This is a genomic window from Nitrosospira sp. Nsp11, assembly GCF_900142705.1.
In the GTDB taxonomy this organism is placed as follows: domain Bacteria; phylum Pseudomonadota; class Gammaproteobacteria; order Burkholderiales; family Nitrosomonadaceae; genus Nitrosospira.
In genome coordinates this window covers 477,653-492,454 of record NZ_FRBV01000001.1, presented here as the reverse complement: position 1 = coordinate 492,454, position 14,802 = coordinate 477,653, and the positions used below count along the sequence as shown (strand labels likewise).

Here is a 14,802-nt window from a genome sequence, read left to right as displayed (position 1 = left end):
TATAATCTTTAACGGCGTTGCTCCGCAAACTATTTCATGAATGTTTTTTACGAAGAGGAAGGCACCTTCAAGGTGGGTTCGATACTTGCCGACAACACGACCTCGCTTCAAGTGGAGGCGCCTCACGGCAAGCGTGCAAAAATAAAAGCGGCTTCGGTGCTGCTTCGGTTTGACGCGCCCTCGCTGTCCGAATTCATGGATCTTGCGCAAAAGAAGGCGGAAGATCTGGATCCTGATTTTCTTTGGGAATGTTGCGAGATCGAGGCGGAGTTTGCCAGCGACGCGCTGGCTGCAGATTATTTCGGTCATGTCGCCACTCCCGAGGAAGCGGCGGCTGTGTTGATACGGCTGCACAGTGCGCCGATGTATTTTTACAAGAAGGGTCGCGGGCGCTACAAGGCTGCGCCACCGAAAGCGCTTGAGGCGGCGCTTGCGGGCCAGGAAAAAAGACGTCGCCAGGCGGAACAGCAGGCGCGCTATACGCAATTACTGAGCGAGTTCTCATTACCGGAAGAATTCAAGCCGTCGCTATCCAGCCTGCTTTATCGTCCCGACAAGAATACAGTCGAGTGGAAAGCGCTTGAAGCCGCTTGTACTGCAAGCAAACTGAGCGTTTCCCAGTTGCTGGAGAAATGCGGTGCAATCCCCTCCACGCATGACTATCATCTCAACCGTTTTCTGCTGGAGCATTTTCCTGAAGGTACCGAGTTCGGGGCATTCGATTGCGGGGATCTGCACGTCCCGACGGATTTGCCCATTGCGGATGTGGCTGCCTTCAGTATAGATGACGTCACCACTACCGAAATTGACGACGCTTTTTCAGTTACCCCGCTGACGCTGGGGAGCGTCCGCATCGGTATCCATATCGCTGTCCCGACTTTGGGCATCGCGCCGGGTTCGCCGATGGATACCTTGGCGGCAGAGCGCCTTTCAACCGTATATATCCCGGGCCAGAAGATCACGATGTTTCCGGACGCCGTGATACAGCACTATACATTATGCGAAAAACGGTTGTGCCCGGTGGTTTCGATGTATCTCGACGTCGCCGATGACTTCACCGTTTTTGCCACAAGCAGCCGTATCGAACAAGTGAGGATTGCCGCTAACCTGAGACATGACACGCTGGAAGAACATTTTAACGAGTCTACCCTGGCGGGAGGAAAGCTGGATCATCCTTTCGGAAAAGAGCTGCTGTCGCTCTGGAACTTCGCCCGCAAGGCGGAGGCACTCCGGGGCAAGGCCAACGACAGCAATAATGAGCGAATCGATTACTGCTTCAGCGTCAAGGATGATCGTATCGATATCAGTCAGCGCCGGCGGGGCTCCCCGATTGACAAGGTGGTATCGGAATTGATGATTTACGTTAATTCCGAATGGGGCAAGCTGCTCGCAGACAATAGCGTTGCCGGCATCTATCGTAGCCAGGGTGGCGGCAAGGTTAAAATAAGTACCTCTCCCGCACCGCATCAGGCACTGGGTGTTTCGCAGTATGCCTGGATCAGTTCGCCTATGCGCCGATATGTCGATTTCATTAATCAACGTCAACTGGTTGCGCTATTGCGCGGAGAGACGCCGCCTTACACAAGAGAGGGCGAGAGTCTGCAGACGTTCATGCGGGATTTCGAAGCGACTTATGAGGTTTACACAGATTTTCAGCGCGCCATGGAGCGCTATTGGTGCCTGCGTTGGCTGTTGCAGGAAAATATCAGTACAACGGGGGCGCAGGTATTGAAAGAAAATCTGGTGAAGTTGGACCGCCTTCCACTGGTGGTACGGATTGCCTCGTTACCGGAAGTGCCGCCTGAAACGAATATTGAAGTTGAGATTTCCAATATTGATTTGCTGGAACTCACTTTCAACGCAAAATTCCTGAATAAACAAGAAGCATGAAGTTATTCTTGCATTCGATGTGACGAATGGGGTTTTATTGTTTAAAATGACGCCGGAAACGCCGAACTAGTCCATGTTCACCGTCGTGCCTTTCAGCTCGGGAATTATCCTGATGTTCCATAAAATCCGTTCCTCAACCTAGCGTCCGCACGGTTCCGAGATTGAGCGCCATTCCGAATATATCTGGTTTCGACACAATGGCAACTCACGGCTGGTTGCTGAATGGGTCCTCACGTCTGAAGCTGGCGCTATTGATATCCGTGGTCTGCCATGCAGCTGTTTTGTTCGGCATCAACTTCAAGTCTCCCCTTCCCAAGGATAGCAAAGCCGGTAACCCGCTGGAAGTGGTATTGGTGAACAGCAAGTCCGCGTCCAAGCCGAGCAAGGCAGATGCGTGGGCGCAGGCCAATCTGGAGGGTGGAGGCAATACCCGCAGCGATCGCGGGGCGAAAGCTCCATTTCCGCTTCCGCTAAAAAATAATCAGGCAGTGGAGACTGACACAGGCAGGCAAGAAACAGAGCAGCTTGAACAGGAAACGCAGCGGCTAATGACAGAGGCTGATAGCGATCAACTCATGTATCAGGCTGAGCCCCCTTTGGTGCAATCCGAACAGAGTCAGAACGCGGTTGACACCACTGGGTTGGTTCAGCGAAGCCTCGCGATTGCACGGCTCGAAGCGCAGACACCGGTGAATTATGAAGCTTATCAGCACCGGCTAAAGCGCAAATTCATCGGTGCCCGTACGCAGGAATTCCGCTTCGCTCGTTATGCCGAAGATTGGCGCCTCAAGGTGGAACGGATCGGCAACCTTAACTACCCTGAAGCTGCCAGACGGGAGGGGCTTTATGGAAAACTGCAACTCACCGTTGGGATAAAATCCGATGGCAGCCTTGAATCAATCGAAATAAACCGCTCATCGGGGAGAAAGGTTCTGGATGAAGCAGCGATACGCATCGTTAACCTGGCCGGGCAAAATGGGTTCGCTCCTTTCCCCCCCGACATCAGTCGAGATACCGACATCCTCCACATTACGCGCACCTGGGTATTTACCCGTTCGGACGAGTTGGCCAGCGAATGAACGGCGCGGGCCCCAGGCCTGCCGCTGTCCGTATATCTTTTTACCCATTCAAGTGGTTGGCTAATGACCGATTTCTATGCCGTCATCGGCAACCCTGTTGCCCACAGCAAGTCACCGCTGATTCATGCCGAGTTTGCGCGGCAAACAGGTCAAGATATACATTACGAGGCCATTCTGGCGCCGACGGATGCGTTCGCCGCAACGATAGCGGGTTTCAGGGCGCGTGGAGGCAAAGGCGTGAACGTCACTGTTCCGTTCAAGCTTGAAGCCTGCAGGATTTCCACCCGCCTGACCGAGCGGGCAGAAGCGGCGGGAGCGGCGAACACGCTTGCGTTTGATGACAGCGGAATTTTCGGCGATAACACCGATGGTGCCGGATTATTACGTGACATCGTAACCAATCTGAAATTTTCACTTGCAGGCAGGCAGGTTCTGCTCATGGGCGCCGGGGGCGCGGCCCGCGGCGTAGTGTTGCCCCTATTGGAGCATAAGCCTTATCTGTTGACTGTCGCAAATCGTACCAGACAAAAAGCCGATACGTTGCAGCAGCTGTTTACGCGCCACGGAAATATCGTGTCTGCCGACTACGATGATCTGAACGAAACGAAATTTGATCTCGTCATTAACGCCACCTCCGCCAGCCTGGATGGTAAACTTCCAGCGCTGCCATCCGGCATTTTTTCCAGCGAATCGTTGGCTTACGACATGATGTACGGCAACGGGTATACCCCTTTTATGCAATTTGCAAAGCAACAGGGCGCGGGTCATTTGGCTGATGGTATCGGCATGCTGGTGGAGCAGGCGGCGGAATCGTTCTTCCTGTGGCGTGGACTAAGACCACGAACGGAACCGGTAATTGAAATGCTCAGATCGCATGGGCGCGACAAGTTGAAAATATAAGGTTGCGGCAGCAAACGCATGAGAATGTTCTTCAAGCGCTGGTTCTGGCGCCTCTTTTTGCTGCTTGTCGGCATCGTCTTCACCTATCAATTCTGGATTTTCGGCCATGTCGTCTATTGGAATTCTTACAACCCTTCTTCCAGCGCTTTCATGGAAGATCGTTTGGCAGTATTACGGCAAGGAAATAGAACGGCGGTATTGCGTACACAATGGGTTCCTTACGAGCGAATTTCTCCCAATCTCAAGCGGGCGATCGTCGCTGCGGAGGACAGCAAATTCCTGGCGCATGAGGGGTTCGATTTCGATGCTATTCAGAACGCGTATCAGAAAAACGTGAAAAAGGGCAAGCTTGTTGCGGGAGGCTCCACCATCAGTCAGCAACTGGCAAAGAATTTATTTCTTTCCAGTGAAAAAACCCCGGGGCGCAAGATTCAAGAGGCCATCATCACCTTGATGCTGGAAAACGTGATGTCCAAACGCCGTATTCTGGAAATTTATCTGAACGTGATTGAATGGGGAAACGGAGTGTTCGGGGCGGGCGCTGCCATCCCCTACTATTACGGCGTTTCCGCTTCTTCGATTACTGCGGAACAAGCTGCTCGCCTCGCGGCCATGATTACCAACCCTCGCTTTTACGATAAGCACCGTAATACACCCTGGTTATCGAAGAAAACCGGGATCATCCTTAGCCGAATGGCATCGGCACAAATTCCCTGAAAATCTGAACAGGTTGGAAAGCTGGGGGCCTGTCGGATTTGAAGAATCGCAACGAAAAAGTGACTGGGTGAGGACACACCTTGCGGATTTTGAAGGCCAATAGTTATTCTATTAGCCGAAAAAGCGGCGAAATATGAACCGGCCACACGCTTTTGCAGCAGGTTTCTTCAAGTCCGACAGGCTGCTGGGGGCCGGTAATGCTTATTTTGCGTTCTGCGTCCTCGCTGTCATAATATCCGACCCAATTTTCCCTACAATCAGGCCATCCTGTTCCAGGGCGACCCGTCATGACAAAAGCAAACAACCTCAGGGAAACAGAAAATCTGCAAGAGCATCTGCAACGGGTAACCTACTTGTTGCACGAGCACAGGCTTGCCGAAAGTCTTGCGCATGCCCATGCAGCACCGTCAGACCGGGAATTCGAGGAAGAATGGCCGGATAAGCAGAATCTGGCTGAGCTGCAAAAGCTCCTGGACAAGCTACACCCCGCCGACATTGCGCACATTCTGGAGGCGATGCGGCTGGAAGACCGCCTTTTGATCTGGGACCTGGTCAACGCGGAGCGTGACGGCGAAATTCTTCTGGAAGTTTCGGACGCGGTACGTGAGACGCTGATCGCCACGATGGACAGGCGCGAGATGCGCGCCGCGGCAGAGCAGCTTGACGCTGACGAAATTGCCGACATCGCCTCCGATTTTCCACGTTATATTCTCGATGATGTATTCCAGTCGCTGCCGATGGAGGAGCGCGAGAAATTGCGCTCCGCCATGTCTTATTCAGAGGATTCGGTCGGCGCACTGATGGATTTTGACGTTGTGACTATTCGTGAGGATGTCACGCTGGAAGTGGTGCTGCGCTATTTGCGGCGGCTGGATGAATTGCCGGACCACACTGATCAATTATTCGTGGTGGATCGGGAAGAGTATCTCAAGGGCGTGCTACCGCTGAACCGCCTGTTGGTCAGCGATCCCGGCGCGCAGGTCGTTTCGGTGATGACCACCGAAATGACAGTGTTTCATCCCGATGAGAAGGCGCATCGGGCGGCGCAGGCGTTCGAGCGCTACGATCTGGTTTCGGCCCCCGTGGTAAATGCGGAAGATAAGCTTGTCGGGCGCGTGACTGTTAACGCGGTAATGGACTTTATCCGCGAGGAATCAGAAAGCGAGGCGCTGAGCCTGGCTGGCCTGCGACAGGAAGAGGATCTGTTTGCGCCGGTATGGAAAAGCTTGAAGAACCGCTGGACATGGCTAGCCATTAATCTGGTGACCGCTTTTATTGCCTCGCGCGTAATAGGCATATTTGAAGATTCGATTGAAAAACTGGTAGCGCTGGCGGCGCTGATGCCGATTATTGCCGGGGTCGGTGGCAATTCCGGCAATCAGACAATTACCATGATTGTGAGGGCGCTTGCCTTGGGGCAACTTGACCCAAGGAATGCCCGGATGCTGCTTGGCAAGGAAATCAGTTTGAGCGCAGTGAATGGCCTGATGTGGGGTAGCGTGGTAGGGATATTCGCTTTTCTGATTTACCGCAGCATTCCCCTCAGTCTGGTAATGATGTTGGCAATGATATTGAATTTACTGCTGGCAGCAACAGTGGGTGTGCTGATACCGCTGACCCTTCATAAATTCGGCCGCGACCCGGCGGCAGGCTCCAGCGTGATGATTACCGCCGTTACCGATAGCGGAGGTTTTTTTATTTTTCTGGGGCTGGCTACAATTTTTCTGGTGTAACAAATCCAGGAGCGAGATCACATAATTGAAGCTGCTAGTTAAGCTACGGCAGAATTTTCTCACCGGCGGTCAATTGCTCTATGGATTCTCGCTCTCGAATAAGATGAACATCGTCGCCATCGATCATCACTTCGGCGGCGCGGGGACGAGTATTGTAATTTGAGCTCATGCTCATGCCATATGCCCCAGCGGACATGATGGCAAGCAAATCTCCCTGGCGTAATGCCAGCTTCCGATCATGCCCGAGAAAGTCGCCCGTTTCGCAAACAGGGCCGACCACCTGATAAGTTTTAGCGCTCATGTCATCCTCGGAAATAACGGGAAGAATCTCATGATAAGCATCGTATAGCGCCGGACGCATCAGATCATTCATCGCCGCATCCACAATGGCGAAGTCGCGATGGGGCGTATGCTTGAGATACTCAACCCGCGTGAGCAATATACCGGCGTTTCCCACCAGCGCGCGACCAGGCTCGATCAGGATACGCTGCTTACGCTGGCCGATACCGGTGCGCAACACATCGATATATTCCCGGACGAGAGGCGGATTTTCCCCGGAATAACGAATTCCCAACCCCCCGCCCAAATCCAGATGATCGATTTGCAAGCCCTGCGCTTCGAGACGGTCCAGCAGCCTCAGCATTTTTTCGCAGCTTTCGACGAAAGGGGCGAGCTCGGTCAACTGCGAACCTATGTGGCAATCGAGTCCGGTAATGCGTACGTTGGAAAATGCATGGGAGGAGACATAAAGCGATTCCGCTTCGTCGAAGGGAATACCGAATTTATTCTCCTTGAGGCCGGTAGAAATATACGGGTGGGTTCTGGCATCGACGTCGGGGTTGACCCGCAGGCTCACGGGTGCGATTTTATTCATCTGCCCAGAGACCTGATTCAACACTCTCAACTCCGCTTCCGACTCCACATTGAAGCAAAGTATCCCTGCGTCAAGCGCCGCCCGCATTTCTTCAGGCTGCTTGCCGACTCCCGAAAAAACGATTTTTTTCGGATCGCCTCCGGCTTTCAGCACCCTCTGCAGTTCACCGCCCGAGACAATGTCGAAGCCGCTGCCGAGGCGGGCGAACAAATTGAGAATAGCCAGATTGGAATTGGCCTTGACCGCATAGCACACCAGATGGTCGCGCCCGGCAAAAGCAGCATCGAATTCTCTGTAAGCGGCAGTTAGCGCGGCGCGCGAATAAATATAGCAAGGCGTGCCGAACTCTCGGGCGATGCGATCCAGCTCAACCGATTCACCGCATAGCCTGCCATTACGATAACTGAATGAAGGGAAGCCGCTCACTCCCTTCTCTCTTCATCTGAAGGCTGTTGAGGTTGGGGCGCAGGGGACTTCTGCGGGGTGGACGATTTCTGTGGCGGAGGCGCTTTCTGCGGAAGATAGAGAGGCGCTTTAAGGCCGCAAGCACTGAGCAGCAAAACTATCACAACGACGGAAGAAAGCGTACGCATGGGTTGGTACAAGAAAGATGAGGTGGAAATACTAACACAAAGATCAGTAACCACTGACTACGTCCCGAGGTTTTCCAGTGATGCTCCTCAGAGCAATGCCCTCAGCGTTTTCCAAGCCCGATTTATCGAGGCAGCCAGGGTGCCGTGCTTACGTCAGCAACGCTGTGTGAATCATTTCCACAAGCGCGGCAGACGCGGAGCTTGAACCAAAGAAAAGCCTTTCCCGGCAACCGGAAAAGGCGGCTACCGGTGGAAAAATATAGGCAAGTCTGTTAGCCTAATGCCATGGACGAAACGAAAAGGCCGAGTCTCATCCCACCCGGCGGCGAAAAAAAGGTATTGCTGCATTCTTGTTGCGCGCCCTGCTCGGGGGAAGTCATGGAGGCCATGCTGGTCTCCGGGATCAACTACACCATTTTTTTCTACAACCCCAACATTCATCCCGAGCGCGAATACCTTCTGCGCAAGAATGAAAACATCCGGTTTGCGGACAAGCACGGCATCGAATTCATAGATGCGGATTACGACACGGAAAACTGGTTTGCGCGCGCCAAAGGCATGGAGTGGGAGCCCGAACGCGGCATCCGGTGCACCATGTGCTTCGACATGCGCTTCGAACGCACTGCGCTGTATGCTTTCGAGAACGGCTTTCCCGTGATAACGAGCTCTCTCGGCATTTCGCGCTGGAAGAACATGGAGCAGATCAACGATTGCGGTCGCCGCGCGGCAGGACGCTATGAGGGGCTGGTCTACTGGGATTACAACTGGCGAAAGGGTGGCGGTTCGGCGCGCATGATCGAAATCAGCAAGCGCGAGGAGTTTTATCAGCAGGAGTATTGCGGTTGCGTCTACTCGCTGCGCGATACCAACCGGCACCGGAGAAGCCAGGGTCGTTCCCTGATTGAGCTCGGCTCCCAGTTTTATGGTTTCCCGGCGGAGAAGGATGAGCCGTCGAGCTAACGGTCTGCGGAATTTGTTCGCACCCGCTCAGCCGGCTGCCAAGTCTCAGTGAAGCAGCCGATTCCTATCGAAAAGCAAAGACTGATTTCGAGCGCTTTGTTCAAGCTGCTGAATTATCCCGGTTAGGCAAGGTCGCAAAGCGTCATGAATAAGATAGACATTGATTAACTGGAGTGCGCCCATGCGAGGTGCGTTCGGGCGCGCAGTAAAGCCGGCGACATGGCCGTGCTCTTTTGCGATAAAAATAATAAGGAGGCATTCTGCATGAGTCTGGAACAATGGTCCGCCGTCGATGCGTATTTTTCGGAGATGCTGATACCCGCAGATCCCGTTCTGGAGGCAGCGCTGAAGCATTGTACCGACGCAGGGTTGCCGTCGATAAATGTCGCGCCCAACCAGGGGAAGCTGCTGCACATGCTGGCGCAAATCCGGGGCGCCCGTCGCATTCTGGAAATCGGCACGCTGGGCGGATACAGCACCATCTGGCTTGCACGGGCGCTCCCGCCCGGTGGCTCGCTCGTTTCGCTGGAGGTGAGTCACGTCCATGCGGAGGTTGCACGAAAAAATATCGAATTGGCTGGTTTGTCGGATGTTGTCACAATCATTGTCGGCAGGGCTGCCGATACCCTGGAAAAGCTCGCGGCCGATCATGTGGAGCCGTTCGATCTCGTATTCATCGATGCGGACAAGGAAAACAATCCGACGTACCTAAAGGGCGCACTGAAGCTGTCGCAGCAGGGGACGCTGATCATTTGCGACAATGTCGTTCGCAAGGGCCGGGTGATGGATGCGGACAGCAGCGACCCGGACGTTCAGGGAACACGGCACTTCTTTGAACTTCTGGCCGCCGAACCACGATTGACTTCGACCGCGATTCAGACAGTGGGCATAAAGGGATGGGATGGTTTGTCGATCTCGATTTTTACAGGTCCCCGCTGATCGGAATGTGGTTTGAAGTCGCCTCCAGGCTGGGCGGGGGTTTTCAGGCGACAGCTATTGCATTGAAAACGAGGAAAGCTCATGAATGAGCAGGGACTGGCTCCGTCTGTCCCCAATACTGTTTACAGAACCTCTAGCATCTGACTTCACGAAGCGAAGGCTGCCAAAGGATGTCCATGGAAAGAAAAAGACCGATCGAGTCTGACCTATAGATTTTCCTGATTTCGCGGGGGGTTAGTTTTCGTTCCTTATATCTTCCTGCCGCCTTGCTTTGGCGACACTTGTCCCCAAGCAATAAAAAACCCGCGGATGCGGGTTATCAGGGAAGCCGTAGCGGGGCCGCCTTCCTTTTGCCAGTTGGGGGCTGGCAGTGGAGACCATTTACGTTTGGCCTCTTGTCATTCGGGTAATTCCAACCCTCAGGAAGCCAGTCCCATCAATCCGGCCAACACCACGAGCAGGAAAAGTTCAAGAACGTTATCATTTTCGACGCTTTCATCCTTACTGTTTTCCGGTTTCATGTTTTCAGTTTTCATCTTGCCGCTCCATTTTCGATTAATTGCAAAGCTTGCGCTATTTCCAAAAAGGACTTGTGAAGTTTTTGTGAAGTTTTTGTGAGGCGTGTGTGAAGAATATGTGAAGACCACATCTTTGTCAAGGGGATGGAGGAGGCCTTCTGCACCGCTAAAATGAGAGCCAACAGAGCGACTCGGGCGGTTCACCCATCGAAAACGAAGTCAACATGATGCACGAGTCCGCTGGCCAATTCTGTTGGAGTGGAAGCATATGTAGGGGCGGAGGGATCGATACGACGCGACCCGTTCGGGCAAGAACGAGAGGTAAATGCAGGACGCCGGGGTTGCTGGAACGGCTGGCACTAGCCAGGCTGGACAAGGCAGCCCGGCAGCAAAGGCTGACGGCGTTGAATGAGCGCGCTTGACAACGACATCGCCGCGGGCAGCGACTCAGGTATTGGATGAGGATTTCCTGGAGAAGATCCGATTTCCTGGAGAAGATCCTAAACGTTAAGAACAATGCTCGCCCTTGTGCGCAGGTACTGCGCCGCCGACGATCCAACCTTGATGACGCCATGTTGGCTCGGTTGCGGCATCACGCACATATCGTGCAGATGTGCAAGGAAAGCTACCGGCTCAAGGATAAACGCAAAGCCGGCCACGTGAAGGTCGCCGAAATAACAATCGGCGTGTAGCCTCAAATTCTTTAGATGGTCTCCACATCAACGACAGCAAGCGCGCGTTATTGCCCCATATCAATTGCCACTTGAAAGGACACTCGCTCTGGGGACTTTAGCAATCTTTCTCCGCAAGTCATCGCGCAACACCTTGACATGAGAGAAATAGCTCTTTTCTCTATTATGCAATCAGCTTCGACTGCGGAATCTCATTTTCAGGAACGAGAAGCTCGTAACTGAAAAACATCACTTCATTGCCGACATAGCGCTTTTGAGCTGTATAGTTTAAGTTATACGAAAGACACTTGCTAAGCCGGTACATATCGCAAATTTCGGTAGCGTTATCATAGGACACCACCCATGGCAGCATGAATCGGTTGGATTGCAGTGCCGTTGCGATTTTGAGGTGGTCGTCGTGCATGTAAAAATTCCGGTACAGACCTTGCCCTTTTACATAGTAGGGCGGATCTAGATAAATTAGCGACTCCTTGCGCAGGAACGTCCCACAGCGCTGCAACAGAGCCAAAGCATCCTCGCTATAAACCGTAATTTGGCTCGCATGGTCCGCGATCTTCCGTATCCTTGCAGCTAACGCGTCTTTCTTGAATCTGGCATCAAGCTTATAGCTCCCCCTTTGTGCTAAACCACCAATGACGCCGCCCTTCAGGATCCCAGATCGGTTTGTGCGATTCATAAACAAAGTCGCAAAGCCGCGCTCAACCAAGTCGGCCTCCACCTCTCCACGCAAAACTAACCTCCACTTGAACCATTGGTCCATAGTGACAGGCGTATCATGAAGTAACTTCAGCACTTCCTCGGGTTTCTTCGTTACCGCAACCCAGAAGGAGTGGACTGCAGAATCCAAATCATTGATGTGTACATGGTTTGCATGGCCATCATATAGCAACTCGAGTGCAACGCCCGCACCACCAGCATACGGCTCAAGATAATGGCCGCCCGTTAATCCATTTACTTCCATCACTCGCGCAATGAAGGGTGCGAAGCGTGCCTTTCCGCCAGGGTAGCGCAGAGGTGTGTAAAGCTTATTAGAGTACATGAGAGGATTATCTCAAAGAATGAGGTCCAGGTATCTCTGTGTAACTTATTTGTTTTCTAGAAAAATTAACTTTGACTCGTCGACGCCATAGCCATCTCGCATCGTCTTGGCGAGGCGTTTTGTAAAAAGTGATCTAAATTCTTGGCTGGCGGCTTGGTTGTCGTAAGCCCATCTTTTCCAAGGATTATTCTTTCCCTTTTGGGTAAGGAAATTTTGAAAATCAGGAGTTTTATAAAAATCCTTAAATACCTCTCTAAGCTTGACTTTCGGTTCTGTTGTATTACTTTTGCTGAAGGAATCGACAAGTGATTTGAGGTTGAGTTGGTTGCCGGTAATAGACAGAGTACTTATTATCTTCGATGCGCAATTAGTAAATACAGGTCGTGTGAAGTGGATTGTATTTTTCCAGAGTTCGTCACTTGGGGGTAGGTTGTATAAAAACTCAAATATAAGTTGATCGGGCGGCAGCGGCCCTGGCAGCAGAATAATCGAGTTAAGACTCTTTATTCCTTCGACATCGCCATCTAGAATGATGATGCTCTTGGCTGAGAATTCCGGAACGCCTTTTCGCACAAGTTGAATGTAGTTGGCGCAGCCAAGTGACACGTCATCCAATTGATTGATGTATTTCTTACTTTTGTGCCGAAATAGCAGCGTGTTGAAAAAATTCCATCCTTCTTTATCTTCGAAATAGACATTTATTTTTGGCAAGGAAATTTCATTTGGGGCTGCAACTGTTGTGGTGAGCAGGTCGGAATTAATTCCTGGCCAAGAAATGTCATGCATAGCCTGAACAGGACCAAAGGTATCGCTCAGGTACACCGTTTTGAATTTTCGTTGATATTTTTTGCTTAAATCATATGTGCGTTCGATCAAGGTCGGAGAATGGGAAGTCATAATTACTTGCAACTCAAGATCGTTGCATTCTTTTTCTAGTATCTCGAGCAGTTTTGTCTGTGCTGCTGGGAACAATCCCGCATCTGCCTCATCGATAAGCAGAAGACCACCTTTGTAATCGGAATATTCTTCCTTTAGCTTTCTAAAGGACATCAGCGCCAAAACGATTTGTCCAGCATTGTCTTCTCCTGCTGACACAGAATCTTGATCGTAGTTTTCTGCGTGTGCGACTGCTGAGTTGATCGAACCACCTGTGCCTGTTGCAGAAGACGATGTTTTGTTGAGCAACTGATTGTTCAGGTTGATGAACTGCTGCTCATGCGCGCTTAAGTACTCGAAATCGCGAACCTTATATTCTCTGGAGGCGATTGGCTGCAACCTTTTTAGGCTAAGAAAAATAACTGGATGTGTGAAATTGCGACTTTCCCTCCCTTTCTCTGCGGTTGTGTTCTTTCGAACAACTGGTCTAGCAGAAGATCCTCGACTGAATAATCCAAGTTCGGCAGTGGCATCGTTATCGCTGTAGCCATCGTGTAGCTCAACCGCTACGTCCAATGATCCAGGTACATCATACTTATCGGAGAAACGAAAATGTTCAGAGGGTAATGATTTGAAGTTCGATCCAGTTATAGTTTGAAATCGCAGTTGCTCGTCCTTTAGGTAGTTTTTTTCAAAACTAAAAATCTGCGCAGCAATACCAAGGATGGATGATTTAGAAGTTCCATTTTTCCCGCATATAACGGTAACATGAGTTCCAAACTCAATATTTACGTTGTTCAGTGCTCGGAACTTTTTGATGACGAGCTTTTTTAGTAACGTCTTGGGCATTGCTACCTTCTTCAATTTTCCTGTGCGACAACGAAGTTTCTCAGTGAGCTCATGATTCAATACAGTGCTGATGTTCGGATATTTACTCCGACCACAGAACCTGTATTCATTTTCAGAACGCTTCGATTTTTCTCTGTGGCTTTGGCTGAGTCGAGCATTTTAATTACGACTAAGAGGTATAAAGCTCCTTACATATCAAGCATAAATTTTTTGTCGAAAAATTTTTCCTTACGTCTGTATATCAGGTGCTTACTGATGCCTACCTGTAGGAGATTCCTATAGCGCGGCGTAACGACTGCTTCTGGCACAGCTTTCAGATCAGGAATGCAATTCCCGATCTCACCATCACCCAACCCCCCTCAATTTCTTCCTGGCCGCCGCATAACCCGGATATACGCTCCCCACCGTTTGCCAAAACGCCTTGGAGTGGTTCATTTCAATGAGATGCGACAACTCGTGCGCGACGACATAATCCACCAAGTCGAGCGACTTCTGGATCAGCCGCCAGTTGAGATGGACTATGCCGCGCGAGTTGCAACTACCCCATAGGGTTCTTGCGCGCGATAATCGTAGTTGTGGCAACGCCACGCCGAGCTTATGCGCATACAGTACGATGCGTTCGCTGAAGCATGTCATGGCGTGATGGCGATACCAGTTCATCACCGCTTTTTCGATTTGGTTGGCGGTCAGCATGGATGGGAGCGGCAATTTCAACTGGTTTTCCTCTTCCACCCCTGCATTCACCATGGCCGGAACCATTTGGACAATCCCGTCGGTAGTAATCGTCACCTGCCAAGGCTCGCCCAGCAATGGAAAAATCGCGCCTTCGGCCCACTCAGGCTTGCTCGATTTTTTATTCTTCCATTCGTCGAGTTTTTTTACGATCCAATCGGCTCGTTTTTGTAATACTGATTCGACCCAGCACAATGGTTCTCTCGGCGGAATACGAACCGTTAACCCCTCGCTATTGATTTTCATGCCGATGGTTTTGCGCCGGCAGCGCATGAGGACATACGCGACATCCTTGCCATTCAGGTTAATACGGCGCTGTTCGCTTGCTGCAAGTTTGCTTGTTTTTGGACGCTGGTTTAAACGTCGAGGCAGTGGTTTCTTTTCGTCATGCATTATCCTGAATCCGGAAAT

Annotated in this window: 12 protein-coding genes and 1 pseudogene; 8 read left to right on the top strand and 5 right to left on the bottom strand. The window is 51.5% G+C overall.

Translation table 11 applies throughout. From position 1 onward, the window contains the following. Nucleotides 1-36 precede the first annotated feature (36 nt). The 5 genes from BUA28_RS02470 (at nucleotide 37) to mgtE (ending at nucleotide 6,319) form a co-directional block, all read left to right on the top strand. On the top strand, nucleotides 37-1,890 hold the full coding sequence (locus tag BUA28_RS02470; RefSeq protein WP_072766536.1) for a ribonuclease catalytic domain-containing protein: 1,854 nt from the start codon (nucleotides 37-39) through the stop codon (nucleotides 1,888-1,890). 197 nt (nucleotides 1,891-2,087) lie between these two features. Continuing rightward, nucleotides 2,088-2,969, top strand: coding sequence for an energy transducer TonB (locus tag BUA28_RS02465; RefSeq protein ID WP_072766535.1), 882 nt, complete (start codon nucleotides 2,088-2,090; stop codon nucleotides 2,967-2,969). Nucleotides 2,970-3,032: 63 nt separating this feature from the next. Then, nucleotides 3,033-3,869, top strand: coding sequence for a shikimate dehydrogenase (aroE, locus tag BUA28_RS02460; protein WP_072766534.1), 837 nt, complete (start codon nucleotides 3,033-3,035; stop codon nucleotides 3,867-3,869). A gap of 24 nt (nucleotides 3,870-3,893) precedes the next feature. Then, nucleotides 3,894-4,586 carry a monofunctional biosynthetic peptidoglycan transglycosylase gene (mtgA, locus tag BUA28_RS02455; protein ID WP_072766533.1) on the top strand — a complete coding sequence of 231 codons (693 nt, stop codon included), beginning with the start codon at nucleotides 3,894-3,896 and terminating at the stop codon, nucleotides 4,584-4,586. 287 nt (nucleotides 4,587-4,873) lie between these two features. Beyond that, on the top strand, nucleotides 4,874-6,319 hold the full coding sequence (gene mgtE, locus BUA28_RS02445; RefSeq protein ID WP_072766531.1) for a magnesium transporter: 1,446 nt from the start codon (nucleotides 4,874-4,876) through the stop codon (nucleotides 6,317-6,319). Nucleotides 6,320-6,362: 43 nt separating this feature from the next. Here the strand turns inward: mgtE and lysA are convergent, their stop codons facing one another. Together lysA and BUA28_RS15435 are read right to left on the bottom strand one after the other, a co-directional pair. After that, nucleotides 6,363-7,619, bottom strand: a complete 1,257-nt coding sequence (gene lysA / locus BUA28_RS02440) for a diaminopimelate decarboxylase (RefSeq protein ID WP_072766530.1) — start codon at nucleotides 7,617-7,619, stop codon at nucleotides 6,363-6,365. Beyond that, the gene (locus BUA28_RS15435) at nucleotides 7,616-7,786 is read right to left on the bottom strand and encodes an LPS translocon maturation chaperone LptM (protein WP_143148416.1); all 171 of its coding nucleotides are present in this window, start codon (nucleotides 7,784-7,786) and stop codon (nucleotides 7,616-7,618) included. The genes lysA and BUA28_RS15435 overlap by 4 nt, the downstream gene beginning before the upstream one ends. Nucleotides 7,787-8,071: 285 nt before the next feature. Here BUA28_RS15435 and BUA28_RS02430 point away from each other — a divergent pair, with 285 nt between their 5' ends. The 3 genes and pseudogenes from BUA28_RS02430 to BUA28_RS16160 all read left to right on the top strand — a co-directional run. Continuing rightward, nucleotides 8,072-8,746 carry an epoxyqueuosine reductase QueH gene (locus BUA28_RS02430; protein WP_072766528.1) on the top strand — a complete coding sequence of 225 codons (675 nt, stop codon included), beginning with the start codon at nucleotides 8,072-8,074 and terminating at the stop codon, nucleotides 8,744-8,746. A 264-nt stretch (nucleotides 8,747-9,010) separates the two neighbouring features. Then, on the top strand, nucleotides 9,011-9,685 hold the full coding sequence (locus tag BUA28_RS02425) for an O-methyltransferase (protein ID WP_072766676.1): 675 nt from the start codon (nucleotides 9,011-9,013) through the stop codon (nucleotides 9,683-9,685). 1,078 nt (nucleotides 9,686-10,763) lie between these two features. Then, nucleotides 10,764-10,895: pseudogene (locus tag BUA28_RS16160) on the top strand (ATP-binding protein); the annotation flags it as partial. 163 nt (nucleotides 10,896-11,058) lie between these two features. Here the strand turns inward: BUA28_RS16160 and BUA28_RS02415 are convergent. From BUA28_RS02415 to BUA28_RS02405, 3 genes are all read right to left on the bottom strand, one after another. Then, entirely contained in the window at nucleotides 11,059-11,934 is an 876-nt protein-coding gene (locus BUA28_RS02415; protein WP_072766526.1) for a DNA adenine methylase, read from the bottom strand. Nucleotides 11,935-11,979: 45 nt separating this feature from the next. Further along, nucleotides 11,980-13,659: an AAA family ATPase gene (locus BUA28_RS02410; protein ID WP_072766525.1), complete on the bottom strand. Its 1,680-nt coding sequence runs from the start codon at nucleotides 13,657-13,659 to the stop codon at nucleotides 11,980-11,982. Between the two features lie 345 nt (nucleotides 13,660-14,004). After that, complete coding sequence (locus tag BUA28_RS02405) at nucleotides 14,005-14,784, bottom strand: M48 family metallopeptidase (RefSeq protein ID WP_256598206.1); 780 nt, start codon at nucleotides 14,782-14,784, stop codon at nucleotides 14,005-14,007. Nucleotides 14,785-14,802 lie beyond the last annotated feature (18 nt).

Bases quoted from the DNA above. Each gene is read 5' to 3' on its own strand.
- BUA28_RS15435 (WP_143148416.1), bottom strand. From the start codon at position 7,786: ATGCGTACGCTTTCTTCCGTCGTTGTGATAGTTTTGCTGCTCAGTGCT.
- BUA28_RS02430 (WP_072766528.1), top strand. From the start codon at position 8,072: ATGGACGAAACGAAAAGGCCGAGTCTCATCCCACCCGGCGGCGAAAAA.
- mgtE (WP_072766531.1), top strand. From the start codon at position 4,874: ATGACAAAAGCAAACAACCTCAGGGAAACAGAAAATCTGCAAGAGCAT.
- BUA28_RS02405 (WP_256598206.1), bottom strand. From the start codon at position 14,784: ATGCATGACGAAAAGAAACCACTGCCTCGACGTTTAAACCAGCGTCCA.
- BUA28_RS02465 (WP_072766535.1), top strand. From the start codon at position 2,088: ATGGCAACTCACGGCTGGTTGCTGAATGGGTCCTCACGTCTGAAGCTG.
- BUA28_RS02415 (WP_072766526.1), bottom strand. From the start codon at position 11,934: ATGTACTCTAATAAGCTTTACACACCTCTGCGCTACCCTGGCGGAAAG.
- BUA28_RS02470 (WP_072766536.1), top strand. From the start codon at position 37: ATGAATGTTTTTTACGAAGAGGAAGGCACCTTCAAGGTGGGTTCGATA.
- BUA28_RS02425 (WP_072766676.1), top strand. From the start codon at position 9,011: ATGAGTCTGGAACAATGGTCCGCCGTCGATGCGTATTTTTCGGAGATG.
- BUA28_RS02410 (WP_072766525.1), bottom strand. From the start codon at position 13,659: ATGCCCAAGACGTTACTAAAAAAGCTCGTCATCAAAAAGTTCCGAGCA.
- mtgA (WP_072766533.1), top strand. From the start codon at position 3,894: ATGTTCTTCAAGCGCTGGTTCTGGCGCCTCTTTTTGCTGCTTGTCGGC.
- aroE (WP_072766534.1), top strand. From the start codon at position 3,033: ATGACCGATTTCTATGCCGTCATCGGCAACCCTGTTGCCCACAGCAAG.